At 68.9% G+C, this 18,193-nt stretch carries 14 protein-coding genes; 3 read left to right on the forward strand and 11 right to left on the reverse strand.

The window, feature by feature from the left end:
- The first annotated feature begins 31 nt into the window (after positions 1 to 31).
- Positions 32 to 910, forward strand: a complete 879-nt coding sequence (locus tag MPLG2_RS04895; protein ID WP_105185176.1) for a 3-methyladenine DNA glycosylase — start codon at positions 32 to 34, stop codon at positions 908 to 910.
- Positions 911 to 990: 80 nt separating this feature from the next.
- Here the strand turns inward: MPLG2_RS04895 and MPLG2_RS04900 are convergent, their stop codons facing one another.
- The 5 genes from MPLG2_RS04900 to gltB form a co-directional block, all read right to left on the reverse strand.
- On the reverse strand, positions 991 to 2,139 hold the full coding sequence (locus MPLG2_RS04900; protein WP_158680885.1) for a tetratricopeptide repeat protein: 1,149 nt from the start codon (positions 2,137 to 2,139) through the stop codon (positions 991 to 993).
- The gene (locus tag MPLG2_RS04905) at positions 2,034 to 2,576 is read right to left on the reverse strand and encodes a hypothetical protein (protein WP_105185178.1); all 543 of its coding nucleotides are present in this window, start codon (positions 2,574 to 2,576) and stop codon (positions 2,034 to 2,036) included. The genes MPLG2_RS04900 and MPLG2_RS04905 overlap by 106 nt, the downstream gene beginning before the upstream one ends.
- A gap of 387 nt (positions 2,577 to 2,963) precedes the next feature.
- Complete coding sequence (locus MPLG2_RS04910) at positions 2,964 to 3,539, reverse strand: SgcJ/EcaC family oxidoreductase (protein ID WP_158680886.1); 576 nt, start codon at positions 3,537 to 3,539, stop codon at positions 2,964 to 2,966.
- 110 nt (positions 3,540 to 3,649) lie between these two features.
- Positions 3,650 to 5,122, reverse strand: coding sequence for a glutamate synthase subunit beta (locus MPLG2_RS04915; RefSeq protein WP_105185180.1), 1,473 nt, complete (start codon positions 5,120 to 5,122; stop codon positions 3,650 to 3,652).
- Complete coding sequence (gene gltB, locus MPLG2_RS04920) at positions 5,115 to 9,635, reverse strand: glutamate synthase large subunit (RefSeq protein ID WP_105185181.1); 4,521 nt, start codon at positions 9,633 to 9,635, stop codon at positions 5,115 to 5,117. The genes MPLG2_RS04915 and gltB overlap by 8 nt, the downstream gene beginning before the upstream one ends.
- A gap of 198 nt (positions 9,636 to 9,833) precedes the next feature.
- Here gltB and MPLG2_RS04925 point away from each other — a divergent pair, with 198 nt between their 5' ends.
- Positions 9,834 to 10,880 (forward strand): hypothetical protein, encoded by a 1,047-nt coding sequence (locus tag MPLG2_RS04925; RefSeq protein ID WP_105185182.1) that lies wholly within the window; start codon positions 9,834 to 9,836, stop codon positions 10,878 to 10,880.
- An 11-nt stretch (positions 10,881 to 10,891) separates the two neighbouring features.
- On the opposite strand, the gene lgt is transcribed toward MPLG2_RS04925, so the two are convergent.
- Positions 10,892 to 11,875: a prolipoprotein diacylglyceryl transferase gene (lgt, locus tag MPLG2_RS04930; protein WP_105185183.1), complete on the reverse strand. Its 984-nt coding sequence runs from the start codon at positions 11,873 to 11,875 to the stop codon at positions 10,892 to 10,894.
- Between the two features lie 755 nt (positions 11,876 to 12,630).
- On the opposite strand from lgt, the gene MPLG2_RS04935 reads away from it, so the two are divergent.
- Positions 12,631 to 13,854, forward strand: coding sequence for an IS110 family RNA-guided transposase (locus MPLG2_RS04935; RefSeq protein ID WP_105185184.1), 1,224 nt, complete (start codon positions 12,631 to 12,633; stop codon positions 13,852 to 13,854).
- 67 nt (positions 13,855 to 13,921) lie between these two features.
- Here the strand turns inward: MPLG2_RS04935 and MPLG2_RS04940 are convergent, their stop codons facing one another.
- The 5 genes from MPLG2_RS04940 to trpC all read right to left on the reverse strand — a co-directional run bounded on the left by MPLG2_RS04940 (position 13,922) and on the right by trpC (position 18,191).
- Positions 13,922 to 14,551, reverse strand: a complete 630-nt coding sequence (locus MPLG2_RS04940; RefSeq protein ID WP_105185185.1) for an SCO family protein — start codon at positions 14,549 to 14,551, stop codon at positions 13,922 to 13,924.
- Positions 14,548 to 15,369, reverse strand: coding sequence for a tryptophan synthase subunit alpha (gene trpA / locus MPLG2_RS04945; RefSeq protein WP_231935817.1), 822 nt, complete (start codon positions 15,367 to 15,369; stop codon positions 14,548 to 14,550). The genes MPLG2_RS04940 and trpA overlap by 4 nt, the downstream gene beginning before the upstream one ends.
- Complete coding sequence (gene trpB / locus MPLG2_RS04950) at positions 15,366 to 16,601, reverse strand: tryptophan synthase subunit beta (protein WP_105185186.1); 1,236 nt, start codon at positions 16,599 to 16,601, stop codon at positions 15,366 to 15,368. Before trpB ends, trpA begins: the two co-directional genes overlap by 4 nt.
- 324 nt (positions 16,602 to 16,925) lie before the next feature.
- Complete coding sequence (locus tag MPLG2_RS04955; protein ID WP_105185187.1) at positions 16,926 to 17,405, reverse strand: protein-tyrosine phosphatase family protein; 480 nt, start codon at positions 17,403 to 17,405, stop codon at positions 16,926 to 16,928.
- Between the two features lie 3 nt (positions 17,406 to 17,408).
- Entirely contained in the window at positions 17,409 to 18,191 is a 783-nt protein-coding gene (gene trpC / locus MPLG2_RS04960) for an indole-3-glycerol phosphate synthase TrpC (RefSeq protein WP_105185188.1), read from the reverse strand.
- Positions 18,192 to 18,193 lie beyond the last annotated feature (2 nt).

Here is an 18,193-nt window from a genome sequence, read left to right on the forward strand (position 1 = left end):
CGGGCAGTGGTTCCATCGAAGGGGAGGTGCGATGACGGTCGAGACCAGCAGCGGCGTGCTGCCCGAGCGTGCGTGGCGTCCGCTGGCCGAGGCGCATGGTGCGCGGGTGAGCGCGTGGACGCAGCCGTACCTGGATCGTCGCTCGCGGGGCGTGGCCCACCCGGTGGACGACTTTTTGTGGACGTACTACTCCTACCGACCCAAGGCGCTGCTCACCTGGCACCCGGGTTGGGGCATCGCCTTGGCCGACGATGTCGACGAGGTCGCCGCCGTTCGCGGCTACGTGGTGGCCGGCGACCGTGCCTTCATCGACCCCGACCTGCCCCTGCGTCGCGCCGACCAGGTGCACCAGATTCGCGACCTGCTGGTGGCAACGGACGGGCGCCCGCCGGCGTTGGCCTGCTTCGGACTGCACGAGTGGGCGATGGTGTACCGGCAGCGGCCCGACCAGGTGCGGCACAACCGGGTGCCGCTGCGGCTGGGCAACGCCGGCAGCGACGAGGTGGTCGAGAGCCACCGCATCATGTGCAGCCACTACGACGCCTACCGGTTCTTCACCCCCGAGGCGGTCGACCTCAACACGAAGCGGCCCACGTTCGACACCCGGGCGCGCAACGAGCAGCCCGGCTGCCTGCACGCCGGCATGGACGTCTACAAGTGGGCCTACAAGCTCGCGCCCTTCACCTCGGCCGAACTGATCGCCGACTGCTTCGCGCTGGCTCGCGAGATTCGCGAACTCGACATGCGCGCCTCGCCCTACGACCTGCGCGAGTGGGGCTACTCCCCCGTCGCCATCGAAACCGCTGCCGGCAAGGCTGAATATGTGGCGGCGCAGCGAGTGTTCGCGACTCGGGCGGGTGAACTGCGGCGGCGTTTGATCGACGTGGCCGATGCGGTGCTGGCAGGCTGACGGTGCACGGTGGGCCGAGCGCCGTCCTTCGCTCGTGGGTCACGTGGTGAGATTCCGGCGTTCGCCGGAATGACGGGTGGTCAGCGAAACAGGTCGGCCTCGACCACGTCGCGCCGGCTGCGTCCGGAGTCTGGGGTGGCCGGCAGGGCGAAGGAGCTGAACTGGTACCCGCGCTGCAACAGCGAACTGGTGCGCAACGCCTTGCTACGGCCGAATTGCGGACGCTCCACCTCGGGTCGCTGCAGTTCGACGGCGCCGATCTTGAGCGAGCGGGCGGTCGGCATCAGCACCAGCAGCACCCCGACCGCGAGCAGGGTGGCGCGAATCGCGTCGCTCTCGGGCGGCGGCAGCAGGTTGAACAGCGCCACGACCAACACCGCGACGCCCACCAGCGCGAACCCGGCCGACTGCCAGCGGCCCCGCCGCACGTAACTGTCGTGCGAGTCGAGCAACAGCTCCAGCCGCCTGGCCTCGTCGTTGTCGCGCCGATGCCGCAGGTTGTGCCACCACAGCGCCACGCCCGAGCGCGGCACCCCGCAGCAGGGGTGAGCGATGGTGCGCAGGTGCGCGAGCAGGTGGCGGGCCGCGCCGCGGAGCCCCCCGTCGCGGCGCAGCCCCAGCCGGTCGAGTTCCTCCTGGCCGGTGATGCACGCGTGCACGCCGCGCCGGCAGACCTCTTCGAACAGCCGCGGCGACAGCGGCTCGGAGCCCACGGGGCCGTCCGAGGTGCCGGTTTCGAGGTACCGGCGGGTCGACAGGTGCAGGTCGGCGGCCGTTCGGTAGTCGAGGGCGGCCTGAATGAGTTGCTGAGCGCTCTCGGCCGACCGGTCGTCGGCCTCGGTGTTCGCACCGCGGGCCAGAGCACCTTCGAACTCGCACTCGGCCTTGAGCACCCGGGCCAGCAGATGGTCGGGCATGGCGGCGGTACAGGCCAGTGCGTCGGTGAGGGCGCCGCGGTGGTCACCGCTGAACAGGGCGGCCTGGGCCTGCAGCACCCGCAGGTCCATGTCGTGGCGGCGGGTGGTCAGCACCTGCTCCAGCATTGAGCTCGCGTCGGCGTCCCGGCCCGTGCGCAGGGCGAGCACGGCGGCCAGCACGCTGGTCCACCACGGCTCGTCGGCCGTCAGCGGTTCGCTGAGCAGCCGTTCGGCCAGCCGGTCGTCGCCGGCCAGCAGCGCCAGCCGCAGCTTGGGGCCGAGGTCGAGGTCGTCGCCCGACCGGGCCAACAACGCCCGGGCGACCGTCTGGCCACGCAACCGGGCGCTGCGCAGGTAGAGCCCGTCGGCCGGTCGATCAGCCGCAGGCCCTGGTCGTCGTCGCCGGGCGGCAGCACCACGGTGCACAACAGCGCGGCCCAGGCCTCGGTGGCCAGCGTGCGGTCGGGCAGGCCGTGGGAGGGTCGAGCGGCGGCGAGTTCGCTGAACGTCTGCGAGGCCCACAGCAGAAAGGTCGCGTTGCCGGCGAAGCGGTCGACGTGGCGGGCAAGCGCAGCCGCGGCGGCGTCGGGATCGGTGGCGAGCAGGGTCTCGACCTCGGCCTGGGCGGCAGCCGGCGCCGGACGCGTCCGACGCGGCCTGGCCGGCTTGTCGAAGCCGGAGAGGTGATCGGCCCACAGTGCTGCGGGCACAGTGGGGTCGGCCTCGGTGGTCTTGAGCAATGCGGCCATCGGCTCCCCCTTTCGGTAATCAGGAGCGCGCAGGCAGCCGTCAGGTGCATCGCCTCCCGAAATGCTGGGAGCAGTGTCGCGGTGCTGGCGGGGTGCGATCAATGGGCGAAATTGCGCACACGGCGTGCGACACCTGACAGCCGTCGAGGGTCGGGGGTCCCAACCGGCTCCCCCACCCCCGGGGAGTGCCGGGATCTCCCAACCGGACCCGACGCCTCAGTGACAGCGACGCCGGGCCGAGGGACTGGCTCTCGGCGCGGGTGGGGACATTCCGGCGTTCGCCGGAATGACGGAGCACGCGGCGATCGGTACCTCGGGTTGCTTGGTGCGGGTTGGGAGATGACTCCGTTCGCCGGAATGACGATGAGCGCCGAAATGACGTGACCCTCAGTCGTCGACCAACTCTGCCGTCGCGACCTCTTCGGGCGAGGGCCCCTTGATGTAGCTGGTCGCCGTCAGTCTTCCCTCACGTGAGACGAAGGTGTCGGCGGCCATCGCAATGTCGGTGTTCTGGCAGCTGACGCCGAGCCAGGTGCCGTCGGCGAGCTTCACCAGCGTGGCGCTGATCACCCCGCGGCGGGGGTCGACCGGCTGACGGTCGGGATCGACCTGGCCGCTGATCTGCCATTGTGCCGCCACCACAGCGGCGTCGTCGCCGAGGAAGCGCTGGGTCACCTTGCTGATGCTGATCGTCGCATTGGCGAAGGCGTGCTGAAAGCCGAACTGCTGCGCCTTCACGATCGAATGGCGACCGGTCCACCATAACCCGACGACGTTGATGAAATCGGCGTCCTCGACGAACAGCCGGCCGATCGCCTCGGCGTCCTTGGCGTCCCAGGCGCGGATGTACTCGTGCACCAGCTGGATCGGTTCGGTCAACGGGTTCTTCGCAGGCGTCTGGTCGGGGAACGGCAGGGGCGTCATCGCCACCGCCTTCTTCAGCAGCTTCTTCAGCTTGGGCATGGGGCCTCCGGTTGCGTGGCATGGGCGTGAAGCGTGCCCCTGGCGCAACATGGTGACAGCCGCCCGATCACGGCGCAATCGGGGCGGCTGCCGGTTGGATCGGCCGAGTTTCAGACCATCATCGGACGTTCGGTGGGCAGAATCGGCTTGGGCAGCCGCGACTTGCCCTGCAGGTAGGCGTCGACGCCGTTCGCGCACGAGCGGCCTTCGGCGATCGCCCACACGATCAGCGACTGGCCACGCCCCGCGTCTCCGCAGACGAACACGCCCGGCACCGACGTGGCGTAGTTCTCGTCGCGCGCGACGTTGCCGCGCGGGTCGAGATCGACACCCAGTTGCTCAACCAGGCCCGCCTTCTCGGGGCCGACGAAGCCCATGGCCAGCAGCACCAGCTCGGCCGGAATCTCGCGCTCGGTGCCGGGCACCGGCTCGAACCGTCCGTTGTTGAAGCTGACCTCGCTCAACCGCAGCGTCTTGACCTTGCCGTTCTCGTCGCCGACGAACTCGCTGGTCGACACCGCGTACACGCGGTCGCCGGCTTCTTCGTGCGCCGAACTGATGCGGAACGTCATCGGGTACGTCGGCCATGGCTGGTTCGCCGGACGATGCTCGGGCGGCCTCGGCAGAATCTCGAGTTGAGTGACCGAGGCGGCCCCCTGCCGGGTGGACGTGCCCAGGCAGTCCGCGCCCGTGTCGCCGCCGCCGATGATCACCACGTGCTTGCCGGTGGCCGTGATCTGGTTCTCGACCTCTTTGCCCACCGCGACCCGGTTGGCCTGCGGCAGGAACTCCATGGCCTGGTGAATGCCGTCGAGTTCGCGGCCCGGCACCGGCAGGTCGCGGGCCACCGTCGAGCCGATCGCCAGCACCACCGCGTCGAACCGCTCGAGCAGGTCGTGGCCGGAATGGTCGCCGTCGCCGCCGATGCGGCGGCCCGGCTTGAACACGGTTCCCTCCAGGCGCATCTGCTTGAGCCGGCGGTCGAGCACCGCCTTCTCCATCTTGAACTCGGGAATGCCGTAGCGCAGCAGGCCGCCGATGGCGTCGGCCCGCTCGTAGACGACCACGGTGTGCCCGGCACGGGTCAACTGCTGGGCCGCGGCGAGCCCGGCCGGGCCCGAGCCGATCACGGCCACGGTCTTGCCGGTGTGCCACTCGGGGGTGACGGCGGTGACGCGCCGGTCGCTCCACGCCCGGTCGATGATGGCCACCTCGACGTTCTTGATGGTCACCGGCTCGCGGTTGATGCCCACCACGCACGCGGTTTCACACGGGGCCGGGCAGAGCCGTCCGGTGAACTCGGGAAAGTTGTTGGTGGCGTGCAGCCGGTCGGTCGCGCCGCGCCAGTCGTCACGCCACACCAGGTCGTTCCACTCGGGAATCAGGTTGCCCAGCGGGCAGCCCTGGTGGCAGAACGGAATGCCGCAGTCCATGCAGCGTCCGGCCTGCTTGGTGATGATCGGCAACACCGCCTTGCCGGGCGACTCTGGGTAGACCTCGTGCCAGTCGTGCACACGCTCGGCCACTGGACGGCGCGAGGCCACCTCGCGCGGCGTCGTCATGAAACCTTTGGGGTCAGCCATGCGCGGCCTCCATCATCATCGCGGTGGTTGCCTCTTCGTCGAGCCCGGCCTCTTCGGCCTCTTCACGTGCGGCCACGACCCGGGCGTAGTCGCGCGGCATCACCACGGTGAACCGCGCAGCCAGATCGGCCTCGTCGAGCAGCCGCTGCGCGACCGCAGAACCGGTTTCTTCGTGATGCTTGACCAGCAGCTCGCGAATGCGCGCCACCTGGGCCTCGGACGGCTCCAGCGGGTCGACCATCTCGGTGTTCAGCCGGCCCCGGTCGAGGTCGAGCACGAACGCGACGCCACCCGACATGCCGGCGGCGAAGTTGCGTCCGGTGCCACCGAGAACCATGGCCTCACCACCGGTCATGTACTCGCAGCCGTGATCACCCACGCCCTCGACCACCGCGGTGGCACCCGAGTTGCGCACGCAGAACCGCTCGCCGGCCTTGCCCCGAATGTAGAGCTCACCCGAGGTGGCGCCGTAGGCGATCACATTGCCGGCGATGATGTGCTCCTCGGCCACGAACGCGGCGTCGTCGGCGGGCCGCACGATCAGCCGGCCACCCGACAGGCCCTTGCCGAAGTAGTCGTTGGTGTCGCCGACCAGCCGCAGCGTGATGCCCGCCGGCAGAAATGCGCCGAAGCTCTGCCCCGCCGTACCCCGCAGAGTGAGGTCGATGGTGTTTTCGGGCAGGCCCTTGCCGCGGGTGGCCTTGGTGACCTCGTGGCCCAGAATCGTGCCCACCGTGCGGTCGACGTTGCGCACCGCCAGGTCGGCGCGCACCAGTTCACCCTCGGTGAGGGCCGGTTGGGCCAGCTCGATCAGCTTGACGTCGAGCTTGGTGTCGAGGCCGTGGTCCTGGTGCGTGATCCGGTGCAGCGGCCCGTCGGTGTCGACCCAGTGCAGAATCGGTTCCAGGTCGAGGCCCCGCGCCTTCCAGTGGTCGATCGCCTGCCGGGCCTGCAGCACCTCGACGTGGCCGACGGCCTCTTCGATCGAGCGGAAGCCCAGCGCGGCCAGCAGTTCGCGCACCTCTTCGGCTATGTACTCGAAGAAGGTCACCACGTACTCGGCCTGGCCGGAGTACTTGGCCCGCAGCTCAGGGTTCTGGGTGGCGACGCCGACCGGGCAGGTGTCGAGGTGGCAGACCCGCATCATGACGCAGCCCGACACCACCAGCGGCGCGGTGGCGAAGCCGAACTCCTCAGCACCCAGCAGGGCGCCGATCACCACGTCGCGGCCGGTCTTGAGCTGGCCGTCGACCTGCACCACGATGCGGTCGCGCAGGCCGTTGATCAGCAGCGTCTGCTGGGTTTCGGCCAGGCCGAGCTCCCACGGGCCGCCGGCGTGCTTGAGCGAGGTGAGCGGCGCCGCGCCGGTGCCGCCGTCGTGACCCGAGATCAGCACCACGTCGGCCTTCGCCTTGCTCACGCCGGCGGCGACCGTGCCGACGCCCACCTCGGCGACCAGCTTCACGTGCACCCGGGCGACGGGGTTGGCGCACTTCAGGTCGTGGATCAGCTGTTTCAGGTCTTCGATCGAGTAGATGTCGTGGTGCGGCGGCGGGCTGATCAGGCCGACGCCCGGCGTCGAGTGCCGGGTCTTGGCCACCCACGGGTACACCTTCTGGCCGGGCAGCTGGCCCCCCTCGCCGGGCTTGGCGCCCTGCGCCATCTTGATCTGAATGTCGGTCGAGTTGGTCAGGTAGTCCGACGTCACCCCGAACCGTCCGGACGCCACCTGCTTGATCGCCGAGCGGCGCTCGGGGTCGTACAGCCGGTCGACGTCTTCGCCGCCCTCGCCGGTGTTCGACTTGCCGCCGAGCCGGTTCATGGCGATCGCCAGGGTCTGGTGCGCCTCGAGCGAGATCGAGCCGTACGACATGGCTCCGGTCGAGAACCGCTTGACGATCTCGCTGACCGGTTCGACCTGATCGATCGGCACCGGCTTGCGGTCTGAGCTGAACTCGAGCAGGCCGCGCAGGGTCATCAGCCGCTTGGCCTGGTCGTTGACCCGTTCGGTGTAGGCCTTGAAGATGTCGTAGCGCTTGGCCCGGGTGGCGTGCTGCAGCCGGAACACCGTCTCGGGGTCGAACAGGTGCGGTTCGCCCTCGCGGCGCCACTGGTACTCACCGCCCACGTTGAGCGTGCGGTGCGGCAGCGTGATGCGGTCGGGCGGGTAGGCCACGGCGTGCCGCGCGGCGATGCCGCGGGCGATCTCGTCGAGACCGATGCCTTCGATGCGGCTGGTGGTGCCGGTGAAGTAGGCGTCGACGAACTCGGAACTCAGCCCGAGCGCCTCGAAGATCTGCGCGCCGGTGTAGCTGGCGATGGTCGAAACGCCCATCTTGCTCATCACCTTGAGCACGCCCTTGCCCAGCGCCTTGCGCACGTTGGCCACGGCCTTGTCGGGCTCGACCTTGACCAGCCATTCACGGCGGGCCAGGTCTTCGGCCGACTCGAACGCCAGGTAGGGGTTGACCGCGGCCGCGCCGAAGCCGACCAGCAGCGCCACGTGGTGCACCTCGCGCACGTCACCGGCCTCGACGATCAGGCCCACCTGGGTGCGCATCTTCTCGCGCACCAGGTGCTGGTGCACCGCGGCGGTGAGCAGCAAGGACGGAATCGGCGCCAGGTCGGCGTTGCTGTGCCGGTCGCTGAGAATGATGGTGCGGCAGCCGCGTTCGATCGACGCCGTGACCTCGGCACACAACTCGGCCAGCTTGTTCTTCAGGCCCTCGGCACCGTCCTCGACCGGGTAGAGGCCGCGCACGACGTGGGTGTCGTACTCGGGCATGCCGCCGTCGCGGTTGATGCGCACCAGCTTGGCCAGTTGGTCTGAATCGAGCACCGGGTAGCCGATCACGATGTGCTTGCACGAGTCCGGCCCGGGCTGCAGCAGGTTGCCCTCGGGGCCGAAGGTCGAACTGAGCGAGGTGACCAGCTCTTCGCGAATGGCGTCCAGTGGCGGGTTGGTCACCTGCGCGAACAACTGGGCGAAGTAGTCGAACAGCAGCCGGGGGCGGTCGCTGAGCACTGCGAGCGGCGTGTCGGTGCCCATCGACCCGATCGGCTCGGCGCCGCTGTTGGCCATCGGCGCCAGAATGATCTTGAGCTCTTCGTGGGTGTAGCCGAACACCTGCTGGCGGCGCAGCACCGAGGCGGCGCTGTGCACCACGTGCTGGCGGTCGGGCAGCTCGTCCAGATCGATGCGGCCCGCCTCGAGCCACTCGGCGTAGGGGTGTTCGGCGGACAGCGACGACTTGATCTCGTCGTCGTCGATCAGCCGGTGCTCGGCCATGTCGACCAGCAGCATGCGGCCCGGCTGCAACCGGCCCTTGGCGATCACCTTGCTCTGCGGAATGTCGATCACGCCGGCTTCTGAGGCGAACACCACCAGGCCGTCGTCGCTGACCCAGTACCGGCCCGGACGAAGCCCGTTGCGGTCGAGCGTGGCGCCGATCAGGGTGCCGTCGGTGAAGCAGACGGCCGCCGGGCCGTCCCAGGGCTCCATGAGTGAGGAGTGGAACGAGTAGAAGGCCTTGCGGGCCGGGTCCATCTCGATGTTGTTCTCCCAGGGCTCCGGGATCATCATCATCACCGCGTGCGGCAGCGACCGGCCGCCTAGATGCAGCAGTTCGAGCACCTCGTCGAACGACGCCGAGTCGGAGCCGCCCTCGGTGCAGATCGGGAACAGCCGCTCGAAGTCGCCGGGAATCAGGTCGCTGGCCAGTAGGGCCTCACGCGCGCGCATCCAGTTGCGGTTGCCCTTGACGGTGTTGATCTCGCCGTTGTGGGCGATCAACCGGTAGGGGTGCGACAGCTCCCAGGCGGGGAAGGTGTTGGTCGAGAATCGCGAGTGCACCAGGGCCATGGCCGAGGCGGCGCGCTCGTCAGTGAGGTCGGGAAAGACCTCGGCCAACTGCTGCGTGGTGAGCATGCCCTTGTACACGGTGGTGCGCGCCGACAACGAGGCGAAGTAGACGCCCGCCTCGCCGCGGGCACGCTGGCGCAGCGGGTAGGCGAGACGGTCGAGATCGATGCCCGCCTGGTTGCCGGGAGCGGTGAGGAACAACTGCTCGAAGATCGGCATCACGTCGCGCGAGATCGGGCTGAGGGTGTTGTCACGGGTGGGCACCGAACGCCAGCCCAGCACGTCCAGGCCCTCTTCGATGGCGATGTATTCGATGGTGCGCTTGGCCTGGGCGCGCTTCACCGGCGACTGGGGCAGAAACGCCATACCCATCGCGTAGTGCCCGGCCTCGGGCAGGTCGAAGTCGACGACGGCGCGGAACAGCGCGTCGGGCACCTGAAGCAGCATGCCGGCGCCGTCACCGGCGAACTCGTCGGCACCGGTGGCGCCGCGGTGGTCGAGATTCTCCAGGGCGGTCAGGCCTTTGGCCACGATGTCGTGGCTGGCCTCACCGCTCAACTGGGCGACGAAGGCCACACCGCAGGCGTCGTGCTCGAACGAGGGGTCGTACAGGCCTTCCGCTGGCCGAGCGGGCATGGTGGGTAGAGCCATAGGGGTTCTCCTCATCTTCCGGCGTGGACGTCGGGGGCCGGAGGTGCCGAAGCGTTCGCCGTCCGGCGCCAACGCTGCACGCGGTGGCAGCATACAGAACCGCCCATTGCGGGCAGGTTACGGGTGCTTGCATGGTGGACGACGCGAACCGGGTCTCGGCTCTCGACTCCATCGGGCGCCCAACCTAACCTGTGCCGCATGGCAGAGCAGCAATGGCAGCGGTTGGTGGACAGTGTCGAAGGCGCCTTCAGCCTCGAAGTACCCGCGGGGTGGCAGGGGGACGTCCGGACGCTGCGGGTGGGACAGCTGACCCGACGGGCCGTGCGGGCCGTGTCGCCGGACGGGTCGGTGCGGCTCAGCCTGCACGACCCGGATCTGCCGGCGTTCTATGAGCCGTCGTCGGGAATGTTCGTCACACCCGGTGTTCATCAGTTGATGCCCTTCGTGCCGGCCGAGACGTTTCTGCCGCAGTACCTGCAGCAGCGGTTCGGCGCTGCGCCGGGCTTCACGATCGGGGCAGTCGTCGACGAGCCCGACCTGGTGCGCGACACCGTGCAACGGGCGGCCCAACGCGGCTTTCAGGTGCGTCCCACGGCTGCGTCGGCCGAGTTCAGCTTCACCGACCAGGGCCGCCCGGTGGCGGCGCTGATGATGTGCTCCACCACGTCGTTCGGACCCACCTGGGCGGCCGACGTGTTCGCGGTTTTCGCCGTGGGCGGCAGCCGTCCCGATCGTGCGCTGCTGCTGCACGCGCTGCTGTCGGAGCGCACCGATGCCCAGTGGCAGGCCGGCGAGAACCAGTTGTTCGCCAACCAACAGGCGATCAACGCCCAGCAGAGCCAGCAGTGGATGAACGTGATGACTCAGGGCCACAACCAACGCATGGGTGACATCGCCGCTGCGGGTATGGCCAACACGGCGATGCACAACGACCGCATGGCCATGGGGCAGGCCGCCACCGATGCCTACCTCGATCGGTTGAACCAACCGGTGGCCGGCGTCGGCGACGGCGTCGGGGCACCGGGGCTCGATCAGCAGCACCAGAGCATCAACGCCATACGCGAAGAAGAGACGGTGCGCACGGCGTCGGGCGACGACGTGCAGGTCGAAGCCGGCGCCGACCGCTACTTCGTGGACGAGCGCAACCGCACCTGGGTGGGCGCCCAGGGGAACGTGCAGGCCAACGACTTCACGGCGGCGGGCTTGAATCCCGACGACTACCAAGAGGGCCAGATCCGCCGCTGACCGGTCGTCGGTCAGTCGGTATCTGCGGGCGCCTTCTGATCGTCCGTTTCGACTTCGGCAGGCGGGACGCCGTCGGGCTCGGCCGACGAGTCTGCGTCCAGCTCAGCGTCACCGGTCTCGGGCTCGTCCGTCTCGTCGAGTGGGGCTTCGCGACCTGGCAGGTAGACCGACTCTTCGCGTCCGGGCTTGAACTTCACCAGCCAGACCAGAATCGCCACCCCGGCGAGGCAGATCAGCGCCGCGACGAACTGGTTGAACCTGATCGAGCCGAAGGTGTCGTAGCTGAAGTCGAGCCGAATGCCCTCGGTGAAGAACCGGCCGAAGCCGTACAGCGCGACGTAGAGCGCGAACACCTTGCCGCGACCCAGCCGGAAGCGCCGGTCGGCCCAGAGCAGCACCCCGGCCACCAGCAGGTTCCACAGCGACTCGTACAGAAACGTCGGGTGAAAGGTCGAATACTGCTCGTAGCCGGGCACCCGGTGCGCCGCATCGATCTCGAGCCCCCAGGGCAGGTCGGTGGGCAGGCCGTAGAGCTCTTGGTTGAACCAGTTGCCGAACCGGCCCAGCGCTTGGCCCACCGCGATGCCGGGCGCCAGCGAGTCGGCCAACGACGAGAACCGCACGCCCCCCCGCCGGCACATCAGCCACGCCGCCAGCGCACCGCCGCCGATGGCGCCGTAGATGGCGATGCCGCCCTCCCAGATGCGAAACACGCTCCACGGGTCGATGCCCGGGCCGAAGTAGTCGCCCAGGTGGGTGAGCACGTGATAGATGCGAGCCCCGACGATGCCGACCGGAATGGCCACCAGCACGATCGTTTCGAACTGGTCGGGCGAACCGCCGCGGGCCTGCCAGCGACGGTTGCCGATCATCCAGGCCGCGATCATGCCCGTGATCAGGCACAACGCGTAGATGTGCAGGTAGAACGGGCCGATCTGCCAGCCGCTGATCGGCGGGGACGGAATGGACAACAGCACCCGCCCATACTGCCCCATCGGCGAAACCCACCTGGACGTGCCCGCGGTGGAGAATGCAGTGACTGTGCGAGCGGGTCGGGAGAGATTCCGGCGTTCGCCGGAATGACGAGAACTGCGGGTGCTCCCTTGTAGAACCGTCCGGGGTCTCGACAGCTCGTCAACCCGGCGAACGCCGGGATCTCTCGACGGGCCGTCCGGGGTCCCGACGAGCTCGACCAGCGACCCTCGTCATCCTGGCGAACGCCGGGATCTCTCGACGGGCCGTCCGTAGGTCTCGACGAGCTCGACCAGCGCTCTTCGTCATCCTGGCGAACGCCGGGATCTCTCGACTGGCCGTCCGGGGTCTCGACGAGCTCGACCAGCGCGCTCTTCGTCTCGCCGAGCTGATCGGACCTTGAAAGCGGAGCGGGGGCGCCCCTGTCAGGGTGTGGTCGGGCGTTTGCGCACTGCGAGGCGCTGGCCGAGCAGTCCCGCAAGGGCGGGACAGGGCCCCCCGCTCCGCGGCAATCGAAGCGACCACCGAGAGGTCTCGACGTAGAGGATGTAAGTGCCTCCCGGCAAGGGGGCGTGTGACCCTGGTCTCGACTGGCGTACCCCCGGAAGGGGTCTGCCTTGGGTTTGATCCGTCCACGACCCTCTTGCCGTGGGGTGACCTGCGAGAGCGCCGGTCGAAGGCCTTGCATGACTTCATATGAGCCTGGTCAGCCTCATCAACGTCTTGTCTGCTCGGCCTCCGACCGGCGTGCCCACCATCAGGAAGGCATTCCACCATCATGACAACAACCACCACTGGCCGCGACACCTCGGTCGTCGCGGGAGTCGACACACACAAGGACACCCACCACGTTGCCGTGCTCGCCGTCGGCACCGGTGCCCGGCTCGGGGACCTGAAGGTTCCCGCGACCCCGGCAGGCTACGACCAACTCCTCAGTTTCGTCGCGTCGTTCGGCGCGATCAGGTTGATCGGTATCGAGGGCACAAGCTCCTACGGTGCCGGCCTTGCCCGGTCCCTGGCTACGGCAGGGGTGTCGATTCGTGAGGTGATCCGCCCCAAACGCGCTCAACGGCGGCGCGGGAAGTCGGACCCGATCGACGCCTACGCTGCCGCGGCGCAGGCCCTAGCCGAACCCGAGACCCTGCCGGTCGCGAAAACCAACGACGGGCCGGTCGAGCAGATCCGGGTACTCATGGCGGTCCGCCGCTCCGCGATGAAGGCCCGCGTCGCCGCGCACCGACAAATCACCTGCCTGCTGATCACCGCACCAGAGGCCCTCAAAGCCCGCTTCACCGACCTGACCGGCAACCGCCTGATCGACACCCTCGCCACCACCCGGCCCGGACCCGCAACCACCAGCGTGTCCGCCGCGACCGGGCAAGCGTTACGCCGCCTCGCCCGCCGCCACCAGAACCTCACCGCCGAGATCGACGAGATCGACACCGAACTACACACCCTGACCATCCAGGCCGCACCCACGATGCTCGCCACCAAGGGCTACGGCGTGATCACCACCGCGACCCTGCTGATCAGCGCGGGCGACAACCCCGACCGGCTACGCACCGAAGCATCCTTCGCCGCGCTCTGCGGTGCCGCACCGATCCCCGCCAGCTCCGGCAAAACCACCCGGCACCGCCTCAACCGAGGCGGTGACCGGCAGGGCAACTGGGCCCTGCACCAGATCGCGCTCGTCCGCCTGTCCACCGACACACGCACGAAAACCTACGCCGCCAAACTCCGGGCCGCCGGCAAAAGCAAGAAAGACGTCCTGCGCTGCCTGAAACGAGCGATCGCCCGCGAGGCCTGGCACCTCCTCGTCCACCCAACCCCGGCACCCCGCACCGACGACCTCAGAACCCTGCGCCACCAACGAGGACTCACCCTCACCCAAGTCGCCCAGCACCTCAGCACCGCACCCACCCGAATCAGCGAACTCGAACGCGGCACCCGTCCCGACATCCTCCTCAGCAACGCCTACCGCGAATACCTCACCGCCGCTTGACACCAATAGGAGCATCAAGCTCGACCAACGACGAAGCTCGACCAGCGACGAGCTCGACCAGCGAAGCTCAGCCCTGGGTCGCCGCGAACTTCTCGAAGTCGTTTTTGAAGTCGCCGATGGACGTGCCCTGCGTCCACACCAGCCGGCCCTTGCGGTCGGCGTCGAAGCCGATCACCTGGGTGGAGTGGGTGACCTCGTAGCCGTCGGCGGTCTTGGTGGTGCCCTCGATCACCACGCCCATGGTCGCGGCCACTTTCTTGACCTCGTCGAGCGGGGCGTTCAGCCCGATGAAGCTCGGGTCGAACCGGGCCAGGTACGTCTTGAGTACCGTCGGCGTGTCACGCTGGGGGTCGACCGTGATCAGCAGCACCTGCACCTTGGCCCTGGTCTCGGGGCTCACCCGGTTCAAGGCGCTGGCCAGATCGGACATCGTGGTCTTACAGATGTCGGGGCAGTTGGTGTAGCCGAAGAACACGATCACCACCGGCTTGTCGCTGCCGGTGCGCAGATCGAACTTCTGCCCGTCATGATCGGTGAAGGTCGCCTCGGGCATGGTGTAGGGCTCGGTGAGTTCCGCCCCCGCGTACCTCGACGCGCTGGCGCTGCCCACCGGACGCACATCGGCCGCCGACGTGCCGCAGGCTGCCAGCGCCACGGCGGCCACGGCCGCCAGCACCAACCGCGCCAGCCGTCTCATCGCCGTACGCCGGCCACCAGATCGCTCAGCAGCGTGCGCAGCCCGGTCAGATCGCTCGCGTCACCGGCCTCTTCGGCGTTCAGCACCTGCTTGACGAACGCCGAACCGACGATCGCCGCGTCGGCGAACTGGGCCACCGCGGCGGCCTGGTCGCCGTTGCTGATGCCCAGCCCGACGCCCACCAGTACCTCGGGGGCCAGAGCTCGAATGCTGGCCACCAGGTCGGGGGCCATGGACGAGCTCTGCTCACGCGTGCCGGTCACCCCCATCACCGCCGTGGCGTACAGCCAGCCCCGGCAGGCCGCGGCGGTGGCGGCGATGCGTTCGTCAGACGACGAGGGTGACACCAGAAAGATGCGGTCGAGGCCGTGGGCGTCCGAAGCGGCGAACCAGTCGGACGCCTCGTCGGGCACCAGGTCGGGGGTGATCAGCCCCGCTCCCCCGGCCGACCTCAGGTCGCGGGCGAAGGCGTCCACCCCGTAGCGGTCGACCAGGTTCCAGTACGTCATCACCACCGGGGTGGTGCCGGTGGACGCCACGGTTTCGACAGCGGCGAAGACGTCGCAGGTGCGCACGCCGCGCTCCAACGCCCTGGTGCCGGCGCGTTGGATGACCACCCCGTCCATCACCGGGTCGGAGTAGGGCAGGCCGATCTCGATCAGGTCGGCACCGGGTTCGTCGCCCTCGCCGCAGAGGGCGCGCAGCACGTCCAGCGAACCCGGCACGTCGGGGTAGCCCACCGGGTAGTAGGCCACCAGCGCCTTGCGGCCCTCGGCCGCGGCCCGCTGCAGAGCGAGCCCGGAAATGCCGGCGTTCACGCCTCGCCCCCCACGCTGGCGTCGGCCGAGCCGTCGAGCCCGAACCACTTGATGGCGGTGTCGACGTCTTTGTCGCCGCGGCCCGACAGGGTCACCACGATGATCGGTGCCGCCTCGGCGTCGTCGGCGGCCAAACGTCGGCCCAACCGCATCGCGCCGGCCAGGGCGTGCGCCGACTCGATGGCCGGCATGATGCCCTCGGTGCGGGTGAGCAGCAGAAACGCCTCCATCGCCTCGGCGTCGGTGACCGGCTCGTAGTGGGCCCGTCCGGTGGCCGCGAGCCACGAGTGCTCGGGCCCAACGCCGGGGTAGTCGAGGCCGGCAGAGATCGAATGCGACTCTTTGGTCTGCCCGTCGTCGTCTTGAAGAATGTAGGTGCGCATGCCGTGCAGCACGCCCACTGAGCCACCGAAGATGGCCGACGCGTGCCGTCCGGTTTCGACCCCGTCGCCGCCGGCCTCGTAGCCGTACAGCTCCACCGACGGCTCGTCGATGAAGTCGGCGAACATGCCCATCGCGTTCGAGCCGCCGCCGACGCAGGCGGTGACGGCGTCCGGCAGCCGTCCGTAGCGCTCCAACACCTGGGCCTTGGTCTCGGTCGAGATGATCCGCTGAAACTCGCGCACCATTTTCGGGAACGGGTGCGGGCCGGCCACGGTACCGATCAGGTAGTGGGTGTCGTCGACGCTGGCCACCCAGTCGCGCATGGCGTCGTTCATCGCGTCCTTCAGCGTCTGGCTACCCGATTCGACCGCGATCACCTCGGCACCGAGCAACTGCATGCGGGCCACGTTGAGCGCCTGCCGGTCGGTGTCGACCTTGCCCATGTAGACCCGGCATTCGAGGCCGAGCAGCGCCGCGGCGGTAGCGGTGGCGACGCCGTGCTGGCCGGCGCCGGTCTCGGCGATCACCCGGGTCTTGCCCATGCGCTTGCTGAGCAGCGCCTGGCCGAGCACGTTGTTGATCTTGTGCGAGCCGGTGTGGTTGAGGTCTTCACGCTTGAGCAGCACGGTGGCGTCGCCGCAGTGCTTGGCGAACCGTTTGGCCTCGGTCAGCGGGGTGGGTCGCCCGGCGTAGTTGCGGCGCAGGTCGTCGAGCTCGGCCCAGAAGCTGGGGTCGTCCATGGCCTTGTCGAACTCGGCCTCCAACTGGGCCAGAGCGGCGTACAGGGCTTCGGGCACGTACTTGCCCCCGAAGAGCTCGTAATGCCCTGAGGCATCGGGTAACGACACGGCGCGTCCTTGATCGGTGAGTGCGGACTGCCCACTCTACGCAGCGCAGACCGTGCCGTGCGTCACCGCTCGCCCGCCGACCCGTCGACGGGTGAACGGTCGTGAAATGACGACGGAGGTGAGTCGCTTCTCGCCTGTCGCCGCTCGGACGGGCACGAACCCCGTCTTCTGTGCACGAGTAGTCAGGGAGCAAGGCCAGCTGATCAAAGGCGCCGACGGTTGGTTGAGCGTGTCGAAACCCATCGCCGCAAAGGGTCTCGACAGGCTCGACCGGCGAGAATCGGCGCTTCGCTACCGCAACGGATCAAGCGCGACCGGCGAGAATCAGTTCGTCCCCAAGCAGTGGTCGACGAACCGACGCTGCGCTACCGTTTCGGGCACGGACGACCCGCGCGCAAACCCGATTCGATGCCACGCCTCATCGACGGGTACCCCTTCGAGCCCCAACACCAGGGCTGCGAGCACAGACGAGCGTCCGACGCCGCCGCGACAGTGCACGACCACGCCTTCGCCAGCCGCCAAGTGGGCGCGCAACTGTTCTGCCACCGTACGTGCTGCCGTCTTCTCGGGGGTGCCGAAGTCTGTGGTGGGCAGGCGGTGGAACGCCAGACCTGCTGACGCAGCGGCCTCACCCTCACCAGCGAGCCGGAGCAGCCGTGCCTCCAGAGTGCCGAGCATGCTGACCACCACATCGGCACCCTGCGTGCGGGCGTGCTGCAAGTCGGCCGCCAGGTCGTCGGCGTTCGGAGCCGTCGCGGTCCAGAGTCGGCCCGGCCCGGTTCGCTCAATGGCGAACAACTGCATGATCTACGAGCCGGCGGCGATGAAGTCGTGCACCGCCTGCCGGGGGTCACGGTGCTTCACCAGCGCCTCGCCGACCAGAATCACATCGGCACCCGCCTGGGCCACCACGGCGACGTCGGCGGTGGTCAGAATGCCCGACTCGGCCACCTTGACCACGTGTGAGGGAATCAGCCCGACCAGCCGCTCGAACTGGTGCAGGTCGACCTCAAGGGTCTGCAGGTCGCGGTTGTTCACGCCCACCAGATCGGCGCCCGCATCGAGCGCTCGGCGCACCTCGTCGGCGGTGTGCGCCTCGACCAGCCCGGTCAGCCCCAGCGTGCGACATACGCCCAGCAGGTGGGCCAGTTCGGCGTCGGTGAGAGAGGCCACGATCAGCAGCGCCAGGTCGGCCCCGGCGGCGCGCGCCTCCCACAACTGGTAGTCGGTGACGATGAAGTCCTTGCGCAGCACCGGCACGTCGACGGCGGCGCGGACGGCCACCAGGTCGTCCAGGGTGCCCCCGAAACGTCGGCGTTCGGTGAGCACCGAAATGGCGGACGCTCCCCCGGCCGCGTACTGCGCGGCCAGCGTTGCCGGATCGGGAATGTCGGCCAGCGCGCCCTTGCTGGGGCTCGACCTTTTCACCTCGGTGATGATGGCCAGCCCTTGGGCACGAAAGGCCGGCATCGGGTCACGCGTGGGCGGCAGCCCGGCCACCGTGGCCGCCAGTTCGTCCAGGCTTCGGCGCGCCTGGCGTTCGGCGAGATCTACGCGAACGCCGGCGACGATCTCGTCGAGAACACCCATGC

Source organism: Micropruina glycogenica (genome assembly GCF_900289045.1).
In the GTDB taxonomy this organism is placed as follows: domain Bacteria; phylum Actinomycetota; class Actinomycetes; order Propionibacteriales; family Propionibacteriaceae; genus Micropruina; species Micropruina glycogenica.

Bases quoted from the DNA above. Each gene is read 5' to 3' on its own strand.
- lgt (WP_105185183.1), bottom strand. From the start codon at position 11,875: ATGGGGCAGTATGGGCGGGTGCTGTTGTCCATTCCGTCCCCGCCGATC.
- MPLG2_RS04915 (WP_105185180.1), bottom strand. From the start codon at position 5,122: ATGGCTGACCCCAAAGGTTTCATGACGACGCCGCGCGAGGTGGCCTCG.
- MPLG2_RS04905 (WP_105185178.1), bottom strand. From the start codon at position 2,576: ATGGCCGCATTGCTCAAGACCACCGAGGCCGACCCCACTGTGCCCGCA.
- MPLG2_RS04955 (WP_105185187.1), bottom strand. From the start codon at position 17,405: ATGCAGTTGTTCGCCATTGAGCGAACCGGGCCGGGCCGACTCTGGACC.
- gltB (WP_105185181.1), bottom strand. From the start codon at position 9,635: ATGGCTCTACCCACCATGCCCGCTCGGCCAGCGGAAGGCCTGTACGAC.
- MPLG2_RS04895 (WP_105185176.1), top strand. From the start codon at position 32: ATGACGGTCGAGACCAGCAGCGGCGTGCTGCCCGAGCGTGCGTGGCGT.
- MPLG2_RS04910 (WP_158680886.1), bottom strand. From the start codon at position 3,539: ATGCCCAAGCTGAAGAAGCTGCTGAAGAAGGCGGTGGCGATGACGCCC.
- MPLG2_RS04940 (WP_105185185.1), bottom strand. From the start codon at position 14,551: ATGAGACGGCTGGCGCGGTTGGTGCTGGCGGCCGTGGCCGCCGTGGCG.
- MPLG2_RS04935 (WP_105185184.1), top strand. From the start codon at position 12,631: ATGACAACAACCACCACTGGCCGCGACACCTCGGTCGTCGCGGGAGTC.
- trpC (WP_105185188.1), bottom strand. From the start codon at position 18,191: ATGGGTGTTCTCGACGAGATCGTCGCCGGCGTTCGCGTAGATCTCGCC.
- MPLG2_RS04925 (WP_105185182.1), top strand. From the start codon at position 9,834: ATGGCAGAGCAGCAATGGCAGCGGTTGGTGGACAGTGTCGAAGGCGCC.